Source organism: Flavobacterium collinsii (assembly GCF_902804485.1).
Taxonomy (GTDB): domain Bacteria; phylum Bacteroidota; class Bacteroidia; order Flavobacteriales; family Flavobacteriaceae; genus Flavobacterium; species Flavobacterium collinsii.
Genome location: NZ_CADCST010000065.1, coordinates 52,024 through 76,725 on the forward strand (window position 1 = coordinate 52,024; position 24,702 = coordinate 76,725).

Annotated in this window: 25 protein-coding genes; 4 read left to right on the plus strand and 21 right to left on the minus strand. The window is 35.4% G+C overall.

Annotated features, from left to right (window positions below):
* Positions 1-91 precede the first annotated feature (91 nt).
* The 7 genes from FLA105534_RS05065 to FLA105534_RS05095 all read right to left on the minus strand — a co-directional run bounded on the left by FLA105534_RS05065 (position 92) and on the right by FLA105534_RS05095 (position 11,101).
* Positions 92-4,144, minus strand: coding sequence for a PAS domain S-box protein (locus FLA105534_RS05065; protein ID WP_173964946.1), 4,053 nt, complete (start codon positions 4,142-4,144; stop codon positions 92-94).
* An 89-nt stretch (positions 4,145-4,233) separates the two neighbouring features.
* Positions 4,234-5,022, minus strand: a complete 789-nt coding sequence (locus FLA105534_RS05070) for a DUF2189 domain-containing protein (protein ID WP_173964947.1) — start codon at positions 5,020-5,022, stop codon at positions 4,234-4,236.
* 123 nt (positions 5,023-5,145) lie between these two features.
* Entirely contained in the window at positions 5,146-6,474 is a 1,329-nt protein-coding gene (locus tag FLA105534_RS05075; RefSeq protein ID WP_173964948.1) for an aldehyde dehydrogenase, read from the minus strand.
* Between the two features lie 77 nt (positions 6,475-6,551).
* Positions 6,552-7,241, minus strand: a complete 690-nt coding sequence (locus FLA105534_RS05080) for an RluA family pseudouridine synthase (protein ID WP_173964949.1) — start codon at positions 7,239-7,241, stop codon at positions 6,552-6,554.
* A gap of 246 nt (positions 7,242-7,487) precedes the next feature.
* Positions 7,488-8,306 carry a 3-methyl-2-oxobutanoate hydroxymethyltransferase gene (gene panB / locus FLA105534_RS05085; RefSeq protein ID WP_173964950.1) on the minus strand — a complete coding sequence of 273 codons (819 nt, stop codon included), beginning with the start codon at positions 8,304-8,306 and terminating at the stop codon, positions 7,488-7,490.
* Positions 8,307-8,356: 50 nt separating this feature from the next.
* Positions 8,357-9,556, minus strand: coding sequence for an SH3 domain-containing protein (locus tag FLA105534_RS05090; protein ID WP_173964951.1), 1,200 nt, complete (start codon positions 9,554-9,556; stop codon positions 8,357-8,359).
* Positions 9,557-9,673: 117 nt separating this feature from the next.
* Entirely contained in the window at positions 9,674-11,101 is a 1,428-nt protein-coding gene (locus FLA105534_RS05095; RefSeq protein WP_173964952.1) for an L-serine ammonia-lyase, read from the minus strand.
* Between the two features lie 317 nt (positions 11,102-11,418).
* Here FLA105534_RS05095 and FLA105534_RS05100 point away from each other — a divergent pair, with 317 nt between their 5' ends.
* The 4 genes from FLA105534_RS05100 (at position 11,419) to FLA105534_RS05115 (ending at position 15,273) form a co-directional block, all read left to right on the plus strand.
* Positions 11,419-13,566, plus strand: a complete 2,148-nt coding sequence (locus FLA105534_RS05100; RefSeq protein ID WP_173964953.1) for a cation:proton antiporter — start codon at positions 11,419-11,421, stop codon at positions 13,564-13,566.
* Positions 13,567-13,663: 97 nt separating this feature from the next.
* Positions 13,664-14,341, plus strand: a complete 678-nt coding sequence (locus FLA105534_RS05105; RefSeq protein ID WP_173964954.1) for a DUF2625 domain-containing protein — start codon at positions 13,664-13,666, stop codon at positions 14,339-14,341.
* A gap of 97 nt (positions 14,342-14,438) precedes the next feature.
* Positions 14,439-14,864 carry an SMI1/KNR4 family protein gene (locus tag FLA105534_RS05110; protein ID WP_173964955.1) on the plus strand — a complete coding sequence of 142 codons (426 nt, stop codon included), beginning with the start codon at positions 14,439-14,441 and terminating at the stop codon, positions 14,862-14,864.
* A 46-nt stretch (positions 14,865-14,910) separates the two neighbouring features.
* Complete coding sequence (locus FLA105534_RS05115; protein ID WP_173964956.1) at positions 14,911-15,273, plus strand: VOC family protein; 363 nt, start codon at positions 14,911-14,913, stop codon at positions 15,271-15,273.
* Positions 15,274-15,300: 27 nt separating this feature from the next.
* Here the strand turns inward: FLA105534_RS05115 and FLA105534_RS05120 are convergent, their stop codons facing one another.
* The 14 genes from FLA105534_RS05120 to FLA105534_RS05185 all read right to left on the minus strand — a co-directional run bounded on the left by FLA105534_RS05120 (position 15,301) and on the right by FLA105534_RS05185 (position 24,660).
* Positions 15,301-15,669: an iron chaperone gene (locus FLA105534_RS05120; RefSeq protein ID WP_173964957.1), complete on the minus strand. Its 369-nt coding sequence runs from the start codon at positions 15,667-15,669 to the stop codon at positions 15,301-15,303.
* A gap of 65 nt (positions 15,670-15,734) precedes the next feature.
* A complete protein-coding gene (locus tag FLA105534_RS05125) occupies positions 15,735-16,202 on the minus strand; it encodes an SRPBCC family protein (RefSeq protein ID WP_173964958.1) in 468 nt (155 codons plus the stop codon).
* Between the two features lie 112 nt (positions 16,203-16,314).
* Positions 16,315-16,827: an anthrone oxygenase family protein gene (locus FLA105534_RS05130; protein WP_173964959.1), complete on the minus strand. Its 513-nt coding sequence runs from the start codon at positions 16,825-16,827 to the stop codon at positions 16,315-16,317.
* Positions 16,828-16,965: 138 nt separating this feature from the next.
* Positions 16,966-17,547 (minus strand): LOG family protein, encoded by a 582-nt coding sequence (locus FLA105534_RS05135; RefSeq protein ID WP_173964960.1) that lies wholly within the window; start codon positions 17,545-17,547, stop codon positions 16,966-16,968.
* Positions 17,547-18,074 carry a GNAT family N-acetyltransferase gene (locus tag FLA105534_RS05140; RefSeq protein ID WP_173964961.1) on the minus strand — a complete coding sequence of 176 codons (528 nt, stop codon included), beginning with the start codon at positions 18,072-18,074 and terminating at the stop codon, positions 17,547-17,549. The genes FLA105534_RS05135 and FLA105534_RS05140 overlap by 1 nt, the downstream gene beginning before the upstream one ends.
* Positions 18,075-18,107: 33 nt before the next feature.
* Entirely contained in the window at positions 18,108-18,638 is a 531-nt protein-coding gene (locus tag FLA105534_RS05145; RefSeq protein ID WP_173964962.1) for a GNAT family N-acetyltransferase, read from the minus strand.
* Positions 18,639-18,667: 29 nt separating this feature from the next.
* A complete protein-coding gene (locus FLA105534_RS05150) occupies positions 18,668-19,774 on the minus strand; it encodes an MBL fold metallo-hydrolase (protein WP_173964963.1) in 1,107 nt (368 codons plus the stop codon).
* A 2-nt stretch (positions 19,775-19,776) separates the two neighbouring features.
* A complete protein-coding gene (locus FLA105534_RS05155; RefSeq protein WP_173964964.1) occupies positions 19,777-20,199 on the minus strand; it encodes a DUF1801 domain-containing protein in 423 nt (140 codons plus the stop codon).
* A 2-nt stretch (positions 20,200-20,201) separates the two neighbouring features.
* The gene (locus tag FLA105534_RS05160) at positions 20,202-21,245 is read right to left on the minus strand and encodes a serine hydrolase domain-containing protein (RefSeq protein ID WP_173964965.1); all 1,044 of its coding nucleotides are present in this window, start codon (positions 21,243-21,245) and stop codon (positions 20,202-20,204) included.
* Positions 21,246-21,289: 44 nt separating this feature from the next.
* Complete coding sequence (locus tag FLA105534_RS05165) at positions 21,290-21,658, minus strand: nuclear transport factor 2 family protein (protein WP_173964966.1); 369 nt, start codon at positions 21,656-21,658, stop codon at positions 21,290-21,292.
* A gap of 102 nt (positions 21,659-21,760) precedes the next feature.
* Positions 21,761-22,441: an aspartate/glutamate racemase family protein gene (locus FLA105534_RS05170; protein WP_173964967.1), complete on the minus strand. Its 681-nt coding sequence runs from the start codon at positions 22,439-22,441 to the stop codon at positions 21,761-21,763.
* 287 nt (positions 22,442-22,728) lie between these two features.
* On the minus strand, positions 22,729-23,145 hold the full coding sequence (locus FLA105534_RS05175) for a hypothetical protein (RefSeq protein ID WP_173964968.1): 417 nt from the start codon (positions 23,143-23,145) through the stop codon (positions 22,729-22,731).
* 109 nt (positions 23,146-23,254) lie between these two features.
* The gene (locus FLA105534_RS05180; protein WP_173964969.1) at positions 23,255-23,743 is read right to left on the minus strand and encodes an SRPBCC family protein; all 489 of its coding nucleotides are present in this window, start codon (positions 23,741-23,743) and stop codon (positions 23,255-23,257) included.
* Positions 23,744-23,874: 131 nt separating this feature from the next.
* Positions 23,875-24,660 carry a hypothetical protein gene (locus tag FLA105534_RS05185; protein ID WP_217427690.1) on the minus strand — a complete coding sequence of 262 codons (786 nt, stop codon included), beginning with the start codon at positions 24,658-24,660 and terminating at the stop codon, positions 23,875-23,877.
* Positions 24,661-24,702 lie beyond the last annotated feature (42 nt).

The window sequence follows — 24,702 nt, forward strand, 5'->3', positions numbered from 1 at the left end:
GTAATTTGAATTTTAGTTGATTAGGATTTGTGTTGTACGAATTTATATTTTTTTTAGGAATAACACAGTAATCGCATGATTTAGTTTTAAACTATTTTAGCCATTTTACTAAAGCTTCCTCGACACTGCCTTTCATTATTGGCTTAGAAATATAATCATCCATCCCTGCTGACAGGCATTTATTGCGTTCGTCTTTTTCGGCGCCAGCGGTTACTGCAATGATCGGAATGTCTTTTCCGATAATGGTATTTCTGATGGCTCTTGTGGTTTCATAGCCATTCATTATTGGCATTTGGATGTCCATAAAAACCAAGTCAGGATTGATACTTTCAAACTGACTCACCGCTTCATAACCATTTTCGCATTCGTGTATGTATGCGCCGCTATACAAATTTTTGATAATTGTTTTTAAAAGCAGCATATTGACCTTATTGTCTTCTACGATCAAAAAGGTAATATTTTTATGATTAGAAGCTAGATTTTCTGAACTTAGTTCAAGGTTGATGCTTTGAAGTTCGGCCTTATATTTGTCGTTAATGCTCTGATTACTGGTTTTTAAATTTAGATCAAAATAAAAATTACTTCCTTCATCGATTTTACTTTCCAGCTGTAAACGGCTTTCCATCAAAGCAAGCAATTGATTTGAAATGGTCAATCCTAAACCGGTACCACCAAATTTTCGCGTTGTAGAGCTATCTTCTTGTGAAAAAGCTTTGAAAATTTTCTTCTGGTTTTTTTCGAGAATTCCAATTCCCGTATCAACCACCGAAAATCTAATGGTGCAGTTGTTGTTTTTGCTTTTTTCCAAAACAGAAACATTCAATTTGATAGAGCCTTCATTGGTGAATTTAACAGCATTGGAAAGCAAATTGATTAAGATTTGCTTGATTCGCACAATATCGGTCCAGATGTATTTCGGTACATCTGGTGCAACATTTAGTTCTAAGCGGAGATTTTTTTGATTGGATTCGTATACGATTAAATCAAAAACCTGCCCCAGTACTTTTTTAATGTCGTATAAGTCGATAAAAAGTTCGAGTTTACCCGCTTCGATTTTAGAAAAATCCAGAATGTCATTTATAATATCTAACAACGAATGTGCTGATTGATTGATCGTGGTCATGTACTTTTCCTGAATTTCTTCGAGACCCGTATTCATCAGTAAATGTGTAAAACCAATAATTCCATTTAAAGGGGTTCTGATTTCATGGGACATATTAGCCAGAAAATCGGACTTGGATTTATTGGCGGCTTCCGCCAGTTGCTTGGCTTTTATGGCATCTTCAGTTTCTTTTTTGTTGGTAATGTCAAAGTAAATTCCACCAACAAATTCAATTTCATCGCCTTTTTTAATAACGTCTCCAAATTCTTCTACCCAAATATATTCGCCGGTTTTACGACGAATACGATAGACATTGTGCAGTGGCATTCCGTTCTGTAAATTATCGATTTGATTGTTGATAACCTCGTCTTTGTCATCAGGATGAATAAGAGATAAAAACGATAAGTTATTCTCTATAAATTCAGATTTGGAGTAGCCGGTAAGGTTTAAGATCTCATCATTCAAGAATATTTTGGTAGAGAACGCATCAAATTTTGACAAATAAACGGTGCCTGGGATGTTGTTGGCTATTAACTTGAACTTTTCTTCGCTTTCAAGAATTCTAGTTTCGTTTCGGTTTCTTTCCAGTGCCGATGAGATGTTATTTGCAAGAACCTGAAAGATATAGATTTCTTCTTCAGACCATTTTCTTTCTTTGGTGCAATCGTCGAAACCTATAAAACCTGTAAAAATATCGTTGATGTACAAAGGTAAAATCAGGATCGATTTGATTTGGTTTGCCATCAGTAATTGTCTGAAAAAGGTGTCGTCGAGTTTACGGGTAAGTGTATTGACTATTTTTTTATTTTGTGCTGCATCATAAATTTCACGTAAGTGATCTTTTGTAAGTCGTTGTAACTTTGTAATCTGATGCTCGATACCTTGTCTGGACCATTTGTATTTCTGACTTACGGTATTGGTTGTGAAATCTTTTTCATAGTAGTACATATGATCTACTTTGGCAGCTTTACCAATTAAATTATAGGTCTCCTGAAACATTTCCTGAGTCGATTTACTCATCAAAAATTTCTCGGTACATAGCGAAAGTGCAGATAATAGCTGACTCTTAAATTCTAATTTTCTTTCGGCTTCTAAACGCATTTGTGAGGAGATGGCCAAGGAGATGACATCCGAAATGGTGCGGGCATAATTGATGTCTTCATTATCCCAGTCTCTTTTTTCTTCTGTGCTTTCAAAACAAATTACACCAGCTAGTTGTCCGTTTAGGAAAATCGGAACATCCAGCATCGATTTGATCTGGTTTTTCGTAAAGTAAAGTTTTTGAAACTCAGATGTTTCGAACTTATCAAAGACGTCAGGCGCATTTATGATAGTCTTGTTTTTAAGTGTTTCAAAATAAATAGGATAGGATTCTTTATCCAGAATATTTTTGTCATTACAATGCTGATTGTCGATACTGAAAAGATTCTTGCAGGTAATTAAATCTTTATGGTACTTCCAGAAACTTACTCTGTTAGTTTTGGTAACGGTTGCGGCTTCTTTTATGATATAATCTATAACCGTGTTTAAATTATTGTATTTACTAAAGTCAGTAGTTGATAATTTGTTAGTAGAATTGTTGTAGGACTCAATTTTCTTGAGACGTTTCTTTTTCTCGTTTTCGATATTTCGGATATCAGTAATATCACGAGCTATTCCGGCAAATCCAATTGTTTGTCCAAGATCATTTTTTCGAACAATGATTTTTTGTGAAATCCATAATTTTCTTCCGTTTTTCTTTAAAATTGGAATTTCAATGGTCGGAAAATTATTTTCATTCAGTTCCAGATTCTCATAAAAATCTACGGCATTTCGTTGGTAATTTTCATGAATGAAATTAGAATAATGGTGTGAAATGATTTCATTTTCAGCATAGCCTAATATCGAAAAACCAAAGTCATTCATAAAGGTAAAGTAACCGTCGGAATCAATTTCAAAAATAATATCTGTGGCAGTTTGAATGAGGTTTTTGTATTGGTCCCGAACGACAATTTGCTCTGTAACATCCTGACCAATACTAATGATTAAGCCTTGGGAAAATTTTTTGTCTTTCCATTGAATGTATTTGTATTCGCCATTTTTGCTTTTTAATTTGCGGATGTAGAGTTTATCTTCTTCGTGAGTTATGTTGCTAAGGTTATCGGGATAGTCGGTTTCGTTAGTCAATTCCCAAAATTTAGACCCCATAACTTCGTCTGGAAGATATCCTAGTATAGAAGTGATGGTTTCACTGCAAAACAAGACTTCATTTTTATCGTTTGTAGCAATTGTCAGTGAATTTCCCTTGTGTACAATTTCATTGGTGAATCTGAAATTATCACTGTTATTCAGTAAAACAGCATATTTGACCTGATTAAGAATGAAAATCAGAATACAATAATTGATTAACAAAATAGAGGATTTTATTGGAACCAATTGATAAATAATAGTAGCAATAAGAAATGTAAAAACTAACGCAATATAAAGCCAGTATAATTTTATGGGTTTTAAGATGCTGTAAGAGAAGTAGAAGGAAATTAGAAAAACAATTAGAGGAATAATATCATCTTCGTGGTAAATGATATTGTGCCCAAGATAAAAAACGTAAATAAAGAAAAAAGAAATGAATATGGACTGAACCCGCTCCCGTAAAAACTGAATTTTGTCGATTATAACGTAAACCAGAAGCACGGAGAAACCAATACATAGATTTACGACAAGTAAGCTTTTGGGTCTTATTTTAAAAATTTCATTGATAATTTCGATTACAATTACCGCAATACCAAAGAACAATATGTAGAGTTGATACTCTTTGTTTAGGGTTTCTGCTTCCGGTTTTTTTTCGATGAAGTAGCCAATTCTGGCTTTGATCCGGAAAAATTGATACACCAGAAGTGCCAGGAAAGCAAACAGAGATAATCCTAACATGATGAGTTTAGGATTGTTGTAAAATATAATATCGGAATTAAGTACATACCACTTCGTAATAATTGATTTCAGGGCACTACCAAGTATGGCAAGTCCTGAGATCAACGAATTGAAGAGACTATAGTTTGCTACCATAGAATTCGGGGGTATGTTTGGTTTAGTAAATAACTTTTGAAAATTTCATCAGAGTAGGTTAGGCTCTTTTTTGAAGGAATTTTCTATTTTTAAAAATCAGACTGACCGATAGAGTCAATAGGATCTTGTTTATCAATATTAAAAATGGAACAATATATTGCATAAGTCATGGAATAACTAAACGGAATGGTAAAAAGTACTCCAATACAAAATGCACAGAAACCAACCAGTATGGCTCCAAGAATGGTGATAATCAGACCTATTAATACCATAGGTTGCTTCGTTATTACAATGAAACTTGATTTGATAGCCTCAACTGCTTTTAGATTCCCAAATACGATAAGGGGAATGGTTAAAAACGTGAAAAAAGATAGTAGTAGAGAAAAGACAAAACCTACTGCATTTAATTTTAGAATTTCCAGAAATGTTGTGGTAACAACACTAAACAATGAAATTAGAAAGGTGGCTACAAAAATCTGTGAAAAATGACTGCTTTTGTAATAGGAGAATATTGTGGAGACATTGAACTCTACATCTTTTTCTGCACAATCGGCCATTTTTAAAAATCCGGCAGTAAAAGGTCCCATAATTGCCGATGCAAATGCCGTTCCAACAATATAAAGTACTAATTGAATTTGCGAAAGGTTTTGAGGCTGAATGTTAAGGAAATTGGCATTCGTTAATTTGTCAATTCCAAAAGCTGTAACCAGTATTAAATAAGCAATAGCACCAAAAAATACTGAAAAAACCAGCAGCATTAATCCGGCGTAAACAGCGATTTTTTTATAATTTTCAAAAGCATGATTGAAAACAGTTGAAAAATCTAAGGTATAACCATGATTTTTAATGTCTTTGATCTGATCGGATGTAGATTTCATTTTAACTGGGTAGAATTATTTTATATCGCCGAAATTTTAGATGATAATTTGAGGCGTAAATATAATATTTTAAATCAAATCCTTATAAAAATCTGCAAAACATTACGAAATTGTTTTTAATCATCACAACCAGTTTAGTAACCGTTTCAATGATATTAGTTTGTCTTTGTAAGGAGCATAGCGCATAGGTAAATCAAGCCAGTTTGCTTTTTTTACGACAGCTTTGTGATGCGAAAAAACATCAAAGCTCAGCTGACCGTGATACGCACCAATACCACTGTGACCAACTCCTCCAAACGGTAGCCTTTTATTCGAGAAATGAACGACTGTGTCGTTGATACAACCTCCTCCGAAAGAATGGGAGGTAATTAGTTTTTTTGTAAAATATTTATTTTCACTGAAAACATAAAACGCAAGAGGTTTTTCGTAACGACTGACTATATTATGAATATCGGCCTCTGTTTCGTAAGTTAAGATTGGGAGTATAGGGCCAAATATTTCTTCTTTCATGATTGGACTATCCAAGGCAGGTTCTTCTATTAAGGTGGGAGAGATGTAGTTGTTTTCCGCATCCGTTTCTCCCCCAAAAATAACCTTTTCACGTTCGATCATGCTGTCCAGACGCACCCAGTTTTTGGTATTGATGATTCGGGCAAAATCGGGAGATTTCTCTATTTTTTTACCGTAGGCCTTAAGAATTTCTTCTATTAAAAAAGAAATAAAATTGACTTTCATGTTTTTTTGAACCAAAATGTAGTCCGGAGCAATGCAGGTCTGACCGGCATTAATGAATTTTCCCCAGACGATTCGTTTTGCAGCCAGTTTTAAATTGGCTGTTTCATCTATAATGCAAGGATTTTTTCCTCCTAATTCTAAAGTTACGGGAGTTAAATTTTCGGCAGCGGCCTTGGCGACGATTTTACCAACAGCAACACTTCCTGTAAAGAAAATATAATCCCAGCGTTGTGCAAGTAATTTGTTGGAAACTTCTACACCGCCTTCAAAAACTTCAACGTGACTCACGTGAAATGTTTTTTCAATAATTTTAGCGATTACGGCTGAAGTATGAGGAGTGAGTTCTGAAGGTTTCAAAACAACCCTGTTTCCGGCTGCTACGGCTGAAATTAGAGGGCATAAAGCCAATTGAAATGGATAATTCCAGGGAGCAATCACCAGAACGTTTCCGTAAGGTTCTTTAAAAATATAATCGGTAGAAGGGAAGTTAAGAAGGGAAGGTAAAACGCGTTTTCGTCCTGCCCATTTATGGATGTTTCTGATTGTATCTTTCAGATCTGAAATCACATAATTGGTCTCGGTTAAAACAGCTTCAAATTCAGACTTTTTAAAATCATCGTACAAAGCTTTTACAATTAGATCCTCGCTTTTTTGAATGTTGTACAACAATTTCTTTAACGTTTCTTTTCTGTATCCGATGTCGTTTTTATAGTCCATAATTTGTAATCCGATTGATTTTTTGCCAATGCAAGTTAATCGATAAAACTTAGAATCTTAACAATTAAATCATAAAATCATAAAGCATTCCAAATTGTCTCGTCGGGAGTAGGGGCAATGATTGTGATATTTTCTTTAGAAACCGGATGCACAAAAACTAATTTTCGGGCATGAAGATGAATTCCGCCGTCGGGATTACTTCGGTCAAAACCATATTTTAAATCCCCCTTTATAGGAGAACCAATAGCAGCTAACTGAGCACGAATCTGATGATGACGACCAGTATGCAAATTGATTTCGAGCGCCACATAATTCTGGAGTTCTTTAAAAACAGTATAATCCAAACTGGCTAACTTACTGTCCGGAACTTCTTTTATATGAGCTTTGGAAGTATTGTTTTTTTCGTTTCTTTTCAGATAATGAACTAATTTGGCTTTCGTTTCCTGAGGTTTATTTTTAACAACTGCCCAATACGTTTTTTGAGTCTCACGGTTGCTAAACATTTCGTTCATACGCGATAATGCCTTACTGGTTCGGGCAAAAACCACAATTCCTGTTGTAGGTCTGTCCAAACGATGAATTACCCCCAGAAAAACATCTCCGGGTTTATTGTATTTGTCTTTTATATATTCTTTTACAATATCTGATAAAGGTTTATCGCCCGTTTTGTCGCCTTGTACAATATCACCCACACGCTTGTTGATGACAATGATATGGTTGTCTTCGTGCAGGATTTGGAGGTTGTTTTTATTGGAAAGAATTTTCATTTTAGACTGTGGGTAATTTTTGATTTTAGATTCAAACCTGTAGCATTTAAATCTCTCGCAAAGACGCAAAGTCACAAAGTTTAAATTTGATTCTTTGTGACTTTGCGTCTTTGTGAGAAATAATTTTAATAGCTTATTTAGTGGAACTAAGAAACCTTTGAACCTTTGCTGCTTTGCATCTTTGAGTCTTTTAAAGAAAAATCTTAGAACCTTAGCAACTCAGAGCCTTAGTACCTTTAAAAAAAATTAATACTGCTCTCTCTCGTTAGGAAAATCCGCAGATTTTACATCGGCAGCATATTGACCGATTGCTTTAGTCATTTCTTCGTATAAATTTAAGTAACGACGTAAGAAACGAGGGCTGAATTCATTGTTCATTCCCAACATGTCGTGAATTACCAGAACTTGTCCGTCTACTCCGCCTCCGGCTCCGATTCCAATTACTGGAATAGAGATGCTTTTAGCAACCTGCTCCGCTAAATGCGCTGGGATTTTTTCTAAAACAATACCAAAACAACCAATTTTTTCCAGGAGTTTGGCATCTTCGATTAGTTTTTCGGCTTCCTGATCTTCTTTTGCACGAACGCTGTAAGTTCCGAATTTATAGATCGATTGTGGTGTTAAACCCAAATGTCCCATTACCGGAATTCCTGCGTTTAATATTTTTTTGATAGATTCTTTAATTTCTTTTCCTCCTTCTAGTTTAACAGCATGTCCACCACTTTCTTTCATGATTCTGATAGCTGAACGCAAAGCTTCTTTTGGATCCGATTGGTAACTTCCAAAAGGTAAATCTACTACTACTAAGGCTCTGTCTACAGCACGAACTACAGAAGAAGCGTGGTAAATCATTTGATCTAAAGTAATAGGCAATGTCGTTTCGTGACCCGCCATAACGTTTGATGCTGAATCGCCTACCAGAATTACATCAATTCCTGCGGTATCAACAATTTTAGCCATTGTGTAATCGTAAGCGGTAAGCATTGAGATTTTTTCTCCGTTGCTTTTCATCTCGATTAATGACTTTGTTGTGATTCTTTTATAATCTTTTTTTGCTACTGACATTTTTGAGTTTTTTTGAATGTGTAAAAGTATTGAATAATTATAGATTGAAATCAGCAATAGAAGATTATTTCAATGGTAAATAATTTTCCATCTTTGAATTCTATTCTAAATTCGCTGTCTTCCACCTGAATAGAATACAAATGCGGACTTTTTATGGAAGCTCCGATATAAGTTCCGTATTTTTCGATAAATGCTTTTTCGGATAGGGTGTGGTCTAAAGAGGCTGTTGGACTAAAAACAAGTTTGTTGTTTTCATTGATAAAAACCTTGGTTATTTCGGCCTTATTTTGTTTTTCGTCTACAGAAGCTTCAAAATTCGGATAATAATAAAAAAGCTCACTTAGGTAAATCCCACATTCATCGTTTACTGTTCCTTTTTTGGACGGTTTTCCAAATGCTTTTACCAGATCTTTTTGTGAGAAATAGAGTGATTTTGTTTTAAAACCGTTCAAAACAAATTCGGCTTTTTTACTGAAAGCTGTAATTTCTTCCGATTTCTTGTGTCTGGCAAGTCCTTTGGTAATGGCGATATTCAGTTCGGTGTCAGCAAGAAGTTTAGGGTCGTTGAGTTGTTTTACAACTTCATAATATCTTTGATAGGCAGGTGCCAGTGTAGCATTGTCGCTGTTCCAGGCCAATTCTACAATTCTTTCACCAATCGTTTTTCGCTCCGAAATTGCATTGACATTCAGTTTGTCAAAGTCTTTTAGTAAAGAATTAAAATCGGGTCTTTTTCCTAGGAACTTTCCAAGTGTATATTTTGCATATTCATTGTCGATTTGGCCTTGTATGTTCACCCATTCCTCTTGGTTTTTAGGAAGATAATTAACCGCTACAGGATCTCCGGTGAATAAGAGTTCTCTGATTTTTGCATTTTTATCAGGAAGAGCTCTTGCTTTTAAACCGGCTACTGAAACAAAAAGATGATTGCCGCCATAGTAATTGTCGTTGCCCTCAATAATAGGGTTTTCAGGGTCTATTATTTTGACATCTTTTGCGTTCAATCTGGTCGCAACAAATTTTTCAGGAACATAACCTTCGGAGAAATTATCGGATCTTACTTTGTACCATCCATTTTTATTTTCCGAAAGCAACTGAACTTCTGCTCCATATTTAAAATAACCTAAAAAATCACCAGTTTCATTGGTTGAAGTATACAAACGTGTATCTGAATTTAGAAAATAACGTTCCTGCGAATGAATGAAAACAGAGCAAAATAGTATTGCTATAAGTAAGAAGTGCTTTTTCATGAAGTTCACTTTAGATTTTTGCCCCGAATTACGCAAATTTCCCTGATTCGCATTAATTAGTGTTTGACTTAATTAAAATTCCGGAAAGTTGTGTAATTCGGGGCAACTATTTAAGATTTAGCAATCTGCCATGTTTACGGCAATCGCTAATCCGCCTTCAGAGGTTTCTTTGTATTTGGAATTCATGTCTTTTGCCGTTTGCCACATGGTATTGATGACTTTGTCTAAAGGCACTTTTGCGTTTTTAGAATCGGTTTCAAGAGCCAGTTCGGCTGCATTAATAGCTTTTATGGCACCCATCGTATTTCTTTCGATACACGGAATCTGAACCAAACCGCCAATTGGGTCACAGGTTAACCCTAAGTGATGTTCCATAGCAATTTCGGCAGCCATTAAAACCTGAGCAGGAGATCCGCCCATTAATTCGCAAAGTGCTGCTGCGGCCATTGATGACGAAACGCCAATTTCTGCCTGACAGCCTCCCATTGCTGCAGATATAGTGGATCCTTTTTTGAAAATACTTCCAATTTCTCCGGCAACCATTAGGAATTGTTTGATTTCTTTTTCGCCTGCATCATGGTTTTCAATTACCAGGTAATACATTAAAACAGCCGGAATTACACCAGCACTTCCGTTTGTAGGTGCAGTAACCACACGGCCTAAAGAAGCATTTACCTCATTCACGGCAAGTGCAAAACAGCTTACCCATTTTAGAATCTGACGAAATTTTACTTCGGTTTTTCTAATTTCTTCCAGCCAGCTTTGCGGATCAGAATAATTAGATAAACCGATTAAATTCTGATGCATGTCAAAAGCACGTCTGCGAACATTTAGTCCGCCTGGGAGAATTCCTTCAGAATGACAGCCAATGTACATACATTCTAACATCGTGTTCCAAATGCGCATTAATTCAGAGTGAATTTCAGTCTCCGGACGCATTGATTTTTCGTTTTCATAAACGATCTCAGAAATCGATTTGTTTTCTGTGATGGTATAATTTAAAAGCTCGACAGCATTTTGAATCGGGAAAGGAAAGGCACATTTAATAACCTCCTTGATTTTGGCATTTGTACGTTCTTCTTTAACAACAAATCCTCCTCCAATTGAATAAAAAGTAGATTCATATTCGGAATCGTCGGCTTTATAGGCCGTAAATTTTAATCCGTTGGCATGAAAAGGAAGGAAGTCTTTATTAAAAACAATATCCTGAAGAAAGTAGAATGGAACTTTATATTCATTCGCCAGAATGATTTCGTTTTGTTCTTCGATGTTTTTAATAATTCCGGCAATATTTTCCACCGGAATATACTCGGGATCCTGCCCGCTTAATCCCAGCATCACCGATAAATCGGTGGCATGACCTTTTCCGGTTAAGGAAAGTGATCCGTATAAATCGACTTTTACACGTTTAATCTGGTCTAAAATTGATTCGTCTTTCAGCTCTTCCAAAAAACGTTCAGCGGCTCTCCATGGCCCTAAAGTATGTGAACTTGAGGGGCCAACGCCAATTTTTAGCATATCAAAAACAGAGATACATTCTTCCATTGTGCAATTTTTATTAAGACAAAGATAATTGAATAATGCAAAGTCGTTTAATTTTCTATTGTTAATGTTGCAGTTTTGTTAAAATAAATATTAAATATTAATAATTTGGCAACGAAACAAAATTAATTACGTAATATCCCATTTATATAGAAAGTTAGTGTTTTTTTTAGTTATTTTTGTAATGAAACAATCACTAAAGAAGCCGTTTTTAGAGCTTTTAGAAGAATCGGCAAATAATAACTTCTGAGATTTTATTTTAGTTTTAGCATTTTTTTTGCGAAAAATTAAATAGAGTATAAAGAAGATAAAATTACATTATGATAGAATTTTTCAAGCATTTTTTACAAGAATTCGAATTACCCCTCAGCAATCCAGTATTGATTTTTTCTTTGATACTTTTCATTATTCTCTTGTCACCTATTTTACTTAAAAAAATAAATATCCCCGGGATTATCGGACTTATAATTTCCGGAGTAATTATCGGACCTCACGGATTGAATATTCTGGCAAAGAATTCGGCCGTTGATTTGTTTTCTACCATCGGACTCTTGTATATCATGTTTATTGCCGGTCTGGAATTGGACATGAATGAGTTTAAAGCCAATAGAAATAAGAGTTTGTTGTTTGGTTTTTTTACTTTTATTTTTCCATTAACGATTGGGTTTCCGGTTTGTTTTTACCTGTTGAATTATGATTTTAATGCAAGTTTTTTAACTGCAAGTATGTTTGCTACGCACACTCTGGTGGCTTATCCAATTGTGAGCAAACTTGGCATCGCAAAAAATCAGGCTGTGGCCATTACGGTTGGAGGAACTATTTTAACAGATACTGCCGTTTTGATTATTCTGGCGGTGATTATGGGAAGCAGTCAGGGTAACTTAAACCAGGCTTTCTGGATCAAACTAACAGTTTCATTGGCCATTTTCTCGGCTATCATGTTTTTGGTTATTCCAAGAATTGCAAAATGGTTTTTTAAGAAATTAGAAAGCGAAAAACACGCTCATTACATTTTTGTACTTTCAGTGGTGTTTTTTGCGGCATTTTTGGCAGAAGTAGCAGGGGTAGAACCTATTATTGGTGCATTCGTTGCGGGTTTGGCATTAAATCCTTTAATTCCGCATTCATCAGCTTTGATGAATAGAATTGAGTTTATTGGAAATTCGCTGTTCATTCCGTTTTTCCTAATTTCAGTGGGAATGCTGGTAGATATAAGTGTGATCCTGAGCGGACCGACCGCTTTGATTGTAGCCGGAACATTGAGCGTTGTTGCCATTTTTGGAAAATGGATCGCTGCCTTTTTTACTCAAATCGTTTTTAGATATACAAAAACCGAAAGACAGCTTATTTTTGGATTGAGCAGTGCGCACGCTGCGGCAACACTGGCTGTTATTCTGGTAGGATTTAAGGCAAAGATATTAGACGAAAACATTCTGAACGGGACTATTATTTTAATTCTGATAACTTGTATTGTTGCCTCTTTTGCTACAGAAAAAGCGGCCAAAAAGATTGCTATCTGCGAAGAAGAAGTTTCAAGTGAAGATGCCAATGGCGATCAGATTTTAGACGAGCATATCTTAATTCCGTTAGCTAAAACTTCGGCTACAGCCAGTTTATTGGATTTTGCACTTTTGATAAAAGATAAAAAATCATCGAATCCCGTGACCTTGTTAACGATTGTTCCAAATAATGATCAGGCGGAAATTAATATTCTAAATTACCGAAAAGCGGTAGACAAATTCGTAATTCAGGGCTCTGCTTCGGAAGTAAAAATTAATACCATTGCCAGAATTGATCATAATCCAGCCAGCGGAATTGCAAGAACCTCTAAAGAAATCATGTCGGATATCGTGATCGTAGGCTGGCCAAGAAAAACTGGTTTTTTGGATAAAATTTTCGGAGAAAATGTAGATTCAATTATCAATAATGTCGATAAATGTCTGTTTATCTGTAGGTTTGAAAAAACTTTTATTGAAGAAAAAAGATTGGTTTTCATTTGCCCGCCTTTTTCAGAAAGAGGGGTTGGATTCCACCTGCTTTTGCAAAAAATATGTAGATTATCACAGGAATTAAGCATTCCGATTGTGATTTATTCCGAATATAAAACGCATCAGGCTATTTTGCAGATTGCAGTCAAATTGAAGTTAAATGCCAAATTAGGATTTAAAAGCATTTTGAACTGGGAAGATTTTGAATCGATTTCGGATGAAATTAAACCAACCGATTTGATTGTTTTCAATTTGTCCAGAAAAGGATCTGTTTCGTACAAGTCGATCTTTGATAAATTGCCACAGAAGTTCGAAAAATCATTCGAGGATAACAATCTGATTTTAGTGTACGCACAAGACGATCACAAAGAAACTGCTATGGACGCGTATGAAGATTTCACCGCAACTCCATTGACAAAAGGCCTTGAAGCAATAGAACAAATTGGTCGCGGTCTGGGGAATATTTTGAAGAAAGGATAAGAGATAAAATAAGTATATAGCTATTCAAGAAATGACACAAAAACTGTTAACGATTACTGTGATTTTGATTACTTTTTTCGCAGGCGCGCAAAACAAAATGAAAACTACAGACGAACTTATAGATAAAAAAGAACCCGGCTGGACAATAGTGGAAGCGGGGATTAAAAAGGCAAAGAATAAGGTAGAGATTTTACCTGTCGATGCCTTAAAAGCAAAGGAAGCCTTATACAAAACGCAGGTAACGACACATTCGCCAATGGGGGCAATTGTTTTTATGACGGGCGGACTTTTAATCGATGATGGCTGGATTCGGATTTTGGGATCAGGAAGTTCTAAATTTAATCGTACACTACCGGATTGGAACAAAGGAAAGTCATTTAAAGAGTTTGGTGAGAAACCCGGTTTTTTGCTAATTGCAGATGATGCAATAGGTGGCTTTTATTTGTTGAATGACGGTGGACTGGGAAGCGATTTAGGAAAGATTTATTATTTTTCTCCGGATAGTCTCGAATACGAGCAGTTGGACGTTACTTACTCAGAGTTTTTAGAGTTCTGTTTTAATAATGACCTGGATAAGTTTTATGAAGGAAGCAGATGGAAAGGATGGAGAGAAGAAGTTTCAAAAATAAAGGGAGACGATGTTTTTAATTTTTACCCGTTTCTTTGGACGAATGCAGGAAGTGATATTAATAAAAATTCACGTAAGGTAATTTCAATTCAGGAACAATATGGGCTAAATCTGGATTTGCGCAAACAACTCGGTTTTGACAAATAGAGATCTGTTTTAAACGGGTGAATAATTTCAAATTCATATTAATAAATCCTTCTTGATTTATTATAACAATGTAGATTTATAAAAGAGAATTTGGCTTATGGAAGACTTAGAAAAAATAATTGCAAAATATAGTTTTCCGAAGAGAAGTATAAATAGTCATGTTAAAATCAATGATGTTGAATTTTATGCCAATTTGAAACTTCCGGAAGATTATGTTTTTTATCTTAAAAACTATTTTGGGATTGATCAATTTATTGGTGTGGAATTTATAAACCTGTGGAGTTTGGAAGAAATTATCGAATCCAATAAAGGTTACAACATAGTTGAAAAAATGACCAGAACTATTGGAATTGGTTCAAATGGAAGCGGAGAATTTATTGGGATTGAAATAGATCAATTTGACAATGTAAAAATAATTCTTTCGCCTTTTATGGATTTGAATAGTAAGTACAATACTGAAATTGGGAAATCATTTACAGACTTTCTCATCCGTCTGGATAATAAAATCGAATGGTTTTCTTAAATTTATTTCGTCAAAAATTATAACTTCATTTATAAAATTTAGGAAAATGAATCACAAAGTAACATCCATTCGACCCTTTATTGGAGCTAAAGATTTTGAAATTTCGAGAAGTTTCTATCGGGATTTAGGTTTTGAAGAAGGCGTTTTAGATCCCATGTTTTCTGTTTTCAAAACAGGCGATTTAGCCTTTTATCTTCAGGATTATTACGATAAAAGCTGGAATGAAAACACTATGATTTTTTTGGAAGTTGAAGATGTTGATTATTACTACAATCAGCTTTTAGCACTTAATCTAACCGAAAAATACGGAGTGAAATTAACACCAACAGTTCATTTAGACTGGGGAAGCGAATGTTTTTTACACGATCCGTCGGGCGTTTTGTGGCATTTCGGGAAGTTTAATAAGTAAAATAAAAGCTGTTACGTTTGTACGGCGTTATTTCTTTTTTGCTTTTTCGAGATTTTCTCTCACTCTGAATTTTACAATTTTGGCAATTAAGTCATAAGGCATGGGCTCGTTTAAAGGAAATTGCACAGAACCTTTTCCGGATTTGTATTTGGATAAATCTTCTTTAAAAGCGGCATGTCCACTTGGTAAAGCATAAAGTCCGATATGATTTTTGAAAGCAGCAAAATAGACTACGATTCCGTTTTGCTCAAAAGCCGGCATTGCATAACTGATTTTTTCTTTCGCATCCGGAGCGGCTTCCTGAATGGTCATCCGAATTTTTTTCAGAACCTCCTGCACTTCCTTTGAAAAACTGTCAATATAGGCATCGATGTTTTCGGGTTTCTTTGTTTCCATAGGGACGTGTTTATTGTTTCAAGTTTCAAGTTTCAGGTTTCAGGTTTTGGAATTTGATTTCCCCTTTATTCCAGTCCTTTAGGGAATCTGTCCAGAACCAGGTTCAGCTGAATTTGATGTTCCAGGTAGGCTTTTGCTCCGGCCAGAACTAATGTAAAACCTTCGGTAGAATTCCGAACCTGATCTATTATTTTGTCGGTATCTCCTTTTAAACCTGAATTTGTAATACTTACAAAGGTTTCATTTTCGTTTAAGGGGCTAAATATCCATTCGACGATTGTTGTTTCGTTAGCGTTTCCCCATTCGATTACGATTTTTTTATTCTCTTCCAAGACATGAGTGGTTACGGTTAACGTAAAGCCATACATTTCCCATGTCCATTCGGTTGTGGTGTCCTGCACTAGTTTTCCGGAGCCTTTTGTAAACCAAAATTTACTGGTAATTTCCGGATCGGTAAAAGCCTGAAAGACTTCTGAAACAGGCTTTCTAATCAGCATTTCGGCTTTTGCAAAGTGGTTGTTTTCTGTTTTCATTTTTTTGTGAGATGTTAGATGTGAAATGAGTCTTGTGAAAACTGAAATTTAGAGCTTTCAGTTTCATTTTTCCCCGACTTCTAATTTATAAAATTTATGGTTTTGTTTGTCGTTAACGAACTGTATTGTTTTTTAGTAAACAGCTAATAATCAAAAGCGAAAAAGAAATTAAGGAAGTAATGATCCGGATCAGGTGGAGATTGTTCCATTTTGCTTCAAATTTACTTCTTAAAATGGCAGCCTGCTCGATTGAAATATGAAGCAGATCTGTTTTATCAAGAATTTTATTAAGCGGGACGTTTCCTATAATGGTAACAAGAATAACACCGGCAAAATAGATAATTGCGGCAGTCACCGTCAGTTTTAAAAGAATAGTATCTGATTTATGACCATAAGCGGCTGCAAAAGAAAACAATAATGGACCAAAAAGGACCAGAAAAAATAAGGGATTTTGGATAGCACGATTCATGTTCTGAAAAGCCCTGAGATAACCGATGTCATCAAGTTTTCCAATTCCCGGCGTCACAGCGTTGCCCCAGGTAAATAATATACCGGCTAAAAGACCTGTAAATAATGTAGCCAGGAGAAATGTAATTGTTTTAGTATCTGTAATAAAAGTATCCATGATTTTATGTTTTAGTTCATACTGTAAAATTAGAAATATTGATTATCTGATACTTGTTCGAAAAGCACTATGATTTGTCTGAAAAGTTTTTTTTGAAATATTCTTCAGGTTCTTTTTGAGGTAAGAAAAATTAAACCGTTAGGATTGCGCTTTATCGATCCATTTCCCGGTGGTCGGCGGGACGTAATTTTTCATTTGTGTTAATAAATCCTCGATGTTATCGCTTACTAAAAGCATTTGCTGATTGACTTCTTTTAGCAAACCTTTCTCTACCATAATTTTTGTCAACTCAATGAGTGAATCGTAAAAGCCATTGATGTTCAGGATGGCGATAGGTTTTTTGTGTAAACCTAATTGTCCCCAGGTAAGCATTTCAAAAAGCTCCTCTAGGGTTCCAAATCCACCCGGTAATGCAATGACACCGTCACATAAATCATTCATTTTGGTCTTTCTCTCGTGCATACTTTCTACCACAATCAATTCGGTTAAACCTAAATGTGCAATTTCTTTCGATCTTAAAAAATTAGGTAGTACGCCTATTGCCTTTCCGCCTTCGCTTAAAACGCCATCGGCCACAGCTCCCATTAGCCCTACATTTGCTCCTCCGTAAACGAGTTCTAAGTTTTGTTTGGCTAAAGTTTTTCCGAGTAGGCTTGCCTGTTCTTTGTAAATTTCATCGGTACCAAAACTCGAACCGCAGAAAACAGTTATTCTTTTCATTATTTTTTTATTTCGTATACAAAATTATGACGGGATGGTTCATTATAATAGGCGACTTCTAGTTCTTCTACTTTTATGGCACCCAATTTTTCTATGGCTTTTTGCGAACGGTAATTTTCTGCTCCAATATGAAACTGAACTTTGTCAACTGCTTTAAAAGCATAATCCAGCATCATTTTTTTCACCTGCGTATTAAATCCGGTACCCCAGAATTTTCTTCCGTAAAAAGTATAGCCAATAAAAACAGTTTTATTTTCGGGGTCGTACTCATAAAATCGGGTACTTCCGGCAATTTCGCCTGTAGTTTTATCCACTATAAGAAAAGCGCCTTTACTTTCTATGGCACCTTCAAAGAAATTTTGAAAGACTTCTTTTTCGTAGCGGTTTTTATTTGGATGCTGTTCCCATATCAAAGGATCTGAAGCCACTTGATAAAGTTTTTCAAAATCACTTTCCTGCAGCGGAATTAATTGGGTCAAATCATCTTCTAAAATTTCAGGCTGTAGGTTTAAAAAAGCAGTATTCATTTTGAGTTGTTTTTTGAGTTACATAATAATTTTTTAGGAAAGAAGTGGTAAACGAAAGCCAAATACGGCCAATTCTCCCTGCATAAAGTCTAAATCTTCAGATCTTGTGAAGCCTAGTTTCTCGTACATTTCCCAGGCTGTTTTCATGGCTAAAGTCGAGTGAATGATAACTTGCTCTCGTTTGTCAGAAGCTGCTTTCTGAATGCATTCCTGCGTTAAAAGTTTACCGATACCTTTTCCTCTTGCAGTGGTAGCAACACCCAGTAATCGAAATCCGGCCGAGTTTTGTTCCTGAGTAGCAATTCCGCCCGAGCCATAGTATTGCATGTCGTTGAAATAAACTACCGCACCGAGGAGGGCATTGTTTTCATCAGTCGCAACTAAAAGTTCTGTTTGCGGGTAATTGGTAAAGTCACCAATATTGGCCAACATTTTATAATAGTTAGGCTGCTCATTTTCTTTTGGAAAACCGTCCAGTTGCGAATAAACGCTGATGAGTAATTTTCCAATTTCTTCAAATTCTGAAGGAAGAGCATTTCGCACGATATAAATTGAAGAAGTCATTTTTTATTATATTAATTATAAGAACTGGTTTATTTGATACCTTTCCACCATTGTTGAAAGGGTTGCTTTTCATTTTTTAGTTCGACTAATTCTCCAATCATTGGAGTAATTAACGGAATCGGATTCCCGGATAAATCATTTAATTCGGTCACTTTTTTCAAAGGTTCATCCCAGGAATGAGGGGCCAGTGAAAATTTAGACGAATGCACCGGAAATACTCTTTTTGCGTTCAGATCTTGCATGGCTTTGATTACATCTTCGGGTAAATTATGAATGTATTTCCATGCAGGATTGTATTGACCATTGTCGATAAGCGCAATGTCGAAAGGGCCAAATTGAGTCCCAATTTCTTTAAAGTGTGTATCATAACCACTGTCGCCGCCCAAATACATTTTAAAGTCTCTGGCCTCTAAAACAAACGAGCTCCAAAGTGTGTTACAGCGCTTGAAACTCCTGCCTGAAAAATGTCTTGAAGGAGTAGTGTAAAGCGTTAAATTCTGATCGAGTTCTATTTTTTCAAACCAGTCTTTCTCGATGATGTTTTCATTTGGGAATCCCCAAAACTCAAAGTGTGAACCCACGCCGAGAGAGCAAATTACTTTTCTGGTCTTTGGTTTTAATTGCATGATGGTTTCATAATCCAGATGGTCGTAATGATCGTGTGTGATTAGTAAATAATCAATTTCGGGTAGATCCTCCACGGTGTAAATATCGGTTCCTTTAAATGCTTTTGCGGTGCCGGGAACGGGTGAGACATTACCGCTGAAAACAGGGTCGATTAAAAAACGTTTTCCTTCAAGCTGAATAAAATACGAAGAATGTCCAAACCAAACCAGCGCATCTTTTTCGGGGGACAATGCTAATAAATTGGTTTTGACTGAAGGAATGAGGTCGGATGGAATCTTTCGGTCTACTTTTTTAATGAGAAAATCATAAAGTACTTTAGAGTATCCATAACCTTCTACGAGTTCCGGTGTAAAGTTCTGATTTTCGAATTTGCCATTTTTAAATTGAGGTGATTTCTGAATCAATGCTAATCTTTCTCCTGAAGGTGCTTTACCAAATTTTGGATGCTGTAGAAAAAAGTAAAGTACAATGCCTAAGACGAGAACTATAATAAGTAAGGGTGTGATCATTTTTATTGTGGTGGATAAAGTTTTTGCGTCAGTTCAAGTGATATCGTAATCATTTTTCTAACAATTTCTAGATCAACATCGCTTAGTTTTTTGATGTAAATACAAGCTTTTGCTGACTTGTGTTTTCCTAGTTTTGATAGAAGCTCTTCTCTTTTTTCGTGCGGAAGATATACATAAAGCGATATAGCAGCTTTTCTTGGTGAGAAACCGGCAAGAGGAGCATCGCCTTCGTGTCCGCTGTCATACTTGTAGTGATAGCTGCCAAATCCAATGATGCTTGGTCCCCACATTTTAGCTTCAAAACCACTTATATTCTGCATGATTTTAATGAGTTCAAAAGCATCATTTCTTTTAACTTCGTCATCAATCGCATTTATAAAATCAACGACACTGCTTTCGGTTGCTGTAGTTTTATTTTTTGCCATTTTTATGGATTTAATAAATTACTGTTTAAGACTGTATTTTTGATTTTGAATTCAGATGCATAAAACAAATCAGGCTCTGTATTCATTTGATTTTCTAAGATAATCAAACTCACATCACTTTGAGGGAAATACAAATTTACAGAAGAAAAACCATCTCCCAGGCCCGTGTGACCAATATATTTCACAGCCTCCTTTTCGATAATCCGAATTCCGTAACCATAACCTTCTTTTTCTTTTCCGAAGAAATTATGCTGCGAAGTAATCTTTGAAGTGATCATTAATTGATAGGTTTCGGGTTTTAGAATTTTTCCTTTATGAAGGTTTTCGTTCCAGGTTGCCAGATCGTTTACAGTTGAGATGATCCCGTCAGCACCTAGGGTTTCAGGTGTGATTTTGGAGTTTTTCATCCGTTCAAAAACACCGTTTTTATTGGTGTACCCTGATACTATATTCTGATTTTTGGTAGTATCATAGACAAAAGTGTTTTTCATGTTTAGTTTTTTGAAAAGCAAATTCGCGTTTTCTGAATAGCTTTTTTTAGTGGTATTTGTTACAATTTTGCCAAGCAGACTAAAACTGAGATCTCCATACTTGAAATCGGTTCCGGGATGAAAAGCCAAAGGCTTTTGTAAATTCGTAATTCCGTGACTGTGGTTTAAAAGTTGTTGAACCGTTATGGAGTCGGCCCAGGATTGGGTTAAATCCGGCAGGTATTTTTTGATAGGGGCATTTAGGTTTATTTTCCCTTTATCAACTTCCAGTAAAATTAAAACTGCCGTGATTTGTTTACTGTTTGACATAATCTCAAATGGACTGTCAATTTTTAAAGGCTTCTTGTTTTCAAAATTACTGAAACCCTGTGCTTTCGAATATATTGTTTTTCCTTTTTTTGAAATCAGAATTACACCATTAAAAACGGGGGAAGCATTTTTAAGAATATTATCAATTTTAAGTGATAAATTGTCTTGCTTCTGTGCAATCAAATTACAGTTTATGAATAGAATTAGAAAGCAGAGTAGTGCTGATTTTTTTTGAATAGTGGTCATTAACGTTTTTAAGTGGTTTTGTGTTGTGTTTTCTGTTTTATTGATTAGAACATTCCATTTTCATTAACCAGTTCAGTTGGGATGGATTGTCCTAAATCCCAAAGCTCTACAATTTTGTCAGATTCAAACCGAAGGATGTGTATCACTACAAAACCGATATCAGTAGGTGTTTGTTTTAAATGCGAATGCACAGCAACCAGATTCTCATCTTCGAGTATATGATGAATGGTAAAAGTTTTATTAGGGTTTTTTCGGGTTGATTCTTCCATGGCAAGCATCAAAGTATCGGCATCTCCTTTAAAATAGGCATTGTGGTGTTTAAAGTTTTCGCCGACATAAAGACGAAAAGCTTCATGCGAATGTCCGTTTGCGGCGAGTTTTAAAAAGTCGCGGGCGATTTCTTTCTTAGTCATGGTTTTAAGATTTAAAAGCTAACTAAGTTATGAAAATAACTTCCTGAAATAAAAACAATTATCAAATTATTAATGTAAGTGATTGTAGAAAATGTTTTGATTTTAAGACAGTATAAAATCTACAATGGCCTCAGAATGTATTTTTGTAGTATCAAAAACCGGAACAGAAAAATCAGACTGATCCAATAGTAAAGGAATTTCGGTACAGCCAAGAATAACGCCTTCAGCGCCTCGTGAAATAAGTTCGTTTGCTATATTGATATAGTTCTGTTTGGAGTCGGGATTAATAATACCTCTTCCAAGTTCTTCTTTGAGAACAAACTGTATGTAATCTCGAGTTTCCTGTTTCTCAGGAATGAGTACGTTCAATCCAAAACTTTTTAGACGGTCTTTATAAAAATTCATTTCCATTGAAAATGAAGTCCCTAAAAGTCCAATTGTTGTGAGTTTTTCTTTTGTTATGACTCTTGCAGTTTCCGTTCCGATATGAATTAGCGGCAATGCTATTTCTTTTTCAATTTCACTGGCATACATATGTGCGGTGTTTGCACACAATACGATAGCATCAACACCACTCTTTTTCAAACTTGAGCAAGCATTTAACAGGAGTTCGTATGAATGAGCCCAGGTTTTTTCCTGAACATCACCAAAATTCAACGAATAAATTAAGCACTCGGCAAATTGGAGTCCGCCCAGTTTTTTATTAACGCCTTCGTTAATTAATTTGTAATAATCTATGGTGGAAACCCAGCTGATTCCGCCTACAAGGCCTATTTTTTTCATTGTTTTGAGGGGCATTTATAAAGCATAACTTTATGATTTTGGAAGAAAAAACAAGTCTTCCTAATTAGTAAAATTATCGGTTAAGCTGTTGTGCTTAATTGTTTTAACACATAGAAACATAGATACTGTGCGCATAAAAAGGCGTTTCACTTTATTTTAGTACACATAGTTTTCCTATGCGAAAGAAATATATTTTTCTTTGTTTTCTTTTTTTACACCTAAAAATCTATGTTTTTATGTGTTAAAATGTTTTTGTGTTAGCTTTATTAGCTAATAAAAAACAGATTTTAAGATTTTTCTTTCACCACCAATTTCGTAGCCAGATAAGCTGCCGGTATATAGGCAAATAATAGGTCTGTGATATTAAACCAAACCGGAGAAGGCAAAGAGCATACATTTACAATTCCTCCCAGTAAAAAGAAAGCGCCAATGACCAGTGCAAGTTTTGTTTTATGACTAATGGCAATTAATGCAGTTGTTCCGGCTCCCGCAAATGTTCCGATGGCATGCGCCAGAAACGGAAACAGAAAATGTTTTGGCTCAAATAAGTGCATCGTAGCTTTTAGTCCTTCAATAGTGGTAACATCTGCGCCATTGGGAGCAGGAATGATAGAACCACTCATCAAAATGATCGCCATATTGACAATACTTCCAACAAAAAGACCAATTATAACGGCTAATGTATTTCTTAAAATAGGATTCATAGTCATAGTTTTAGTACTACGAATTTAGGAAAATTATAGCTGGTATCGCAATTAAATAATGCGCTGGTTTTCTATTGTTATCGTTAAAAAAGGAGTGAGAAAGATTAGGCTATGGTTTTTCAGATAGTTTTTTCTCATTTTCGGTCTGAGGCTTTCCGGTTGCGTTAGGTTCTCCTTTTCCGGTTGTAATCAGCTTAAATAAGCTGTTTTCAATATAATTAGTCCAGGCACCTCTGCAAATTTCAAAACATTCATATTCCGGTACGAGACCAACATGCGTAAAACGAAGTTCTGTTTTTCCGTCCTTTTCTGAGATCTCAAAAGTAGGATAGGTCCCTGTCCATTCGGTTTCGTCTTCCGTAAATTTGAAATAGTTTTGCTCCACCAGCCAGACTATTCTCTGATTCGGAATTACTTCTATTAGTTTTACTTTACAACGGTGAATATCTTCGTAATGATAGTCAAATTCATCGTTTAATTGAGCTGTATTCCCTTCGATTTCTTCAGACCACCAGCCACGAACATTTGTCACAGCCTTAAAAACTTCTTGCGGTGACTGATCGACTAGTATAGTTGTGGTAAAATTTGTTGCACTCATTTTGTTTGGTTTTAAAAAGATGTAACACAAATTTACGGTTTAAAGATCAATGTGTCAGGGCTGTTAAGAGACAAAAATGAGGGGTGAATCGGACAAGATAGTTTGACAATTAGATAATTAGATTGTTGGATTTACTCAATTCTCCTGACTACATTATCAAGGTCATTTACCACAAGTTTTAGAATGATCTTATGATGTGGGAAATATTTTTGCATATCGTTTCTTAATACTACAAAAGGTTCAAAGGCTGACGCGTCATCTTTAACTGATTCGTTGCAGGAAATTGATATTTCGTAGCTGTTATTGATTTTTTCTAAATAGACATACTTGGTTATGGCATTATCAAAAAAGGTAGTTTTCTGAAGAGCTTCAGCAATCTTATCTACTTCGTTTTCATTGATATTACTTTGATAGGCAATTTCATGATTCATTACACCGTATTTTTTCGTTGATTCTGTTAAGCCCCCGTTTGCTGTTTCGGTTAAAAAGGCAATACTGAATATTCCGCCAAGAAGAACCGAAATACCAATAATCGAAATTAAAATGGTTCTCGGCCAGGCAAAATGTTCACCGCCATTTTCAAGGTGTTTGCTAATTTGTTTTTCCTGATATTGTTTGGTGAAATAAGTAGCGATTCCCATATAAATTAAAGGGAAAACGATATTTGGAATCTTGGCACTGATGTGTTCCGGAATTAAGAATATCAGGGCAAAAATAAAGATAGTTGTAAGTAGGGTTATAATCCAGGTTTTTTTGGCTTTCGCTGATTCACCAAAAACTTTAAAATTCTCTGCTAAAAAATAACCGGCAACCAAAGGCCCTCCCAAGAAAGTGCCAACACGAATTGCTTTGTCTGTATAGATTTTTTCTGTTGGTATTTCTTCAAAAATCGATTTTTCAATTACTGCTTCTTCCATAATATAGTATTGAGTTTTTTTATTTTAATAGTTTGTTCCGAA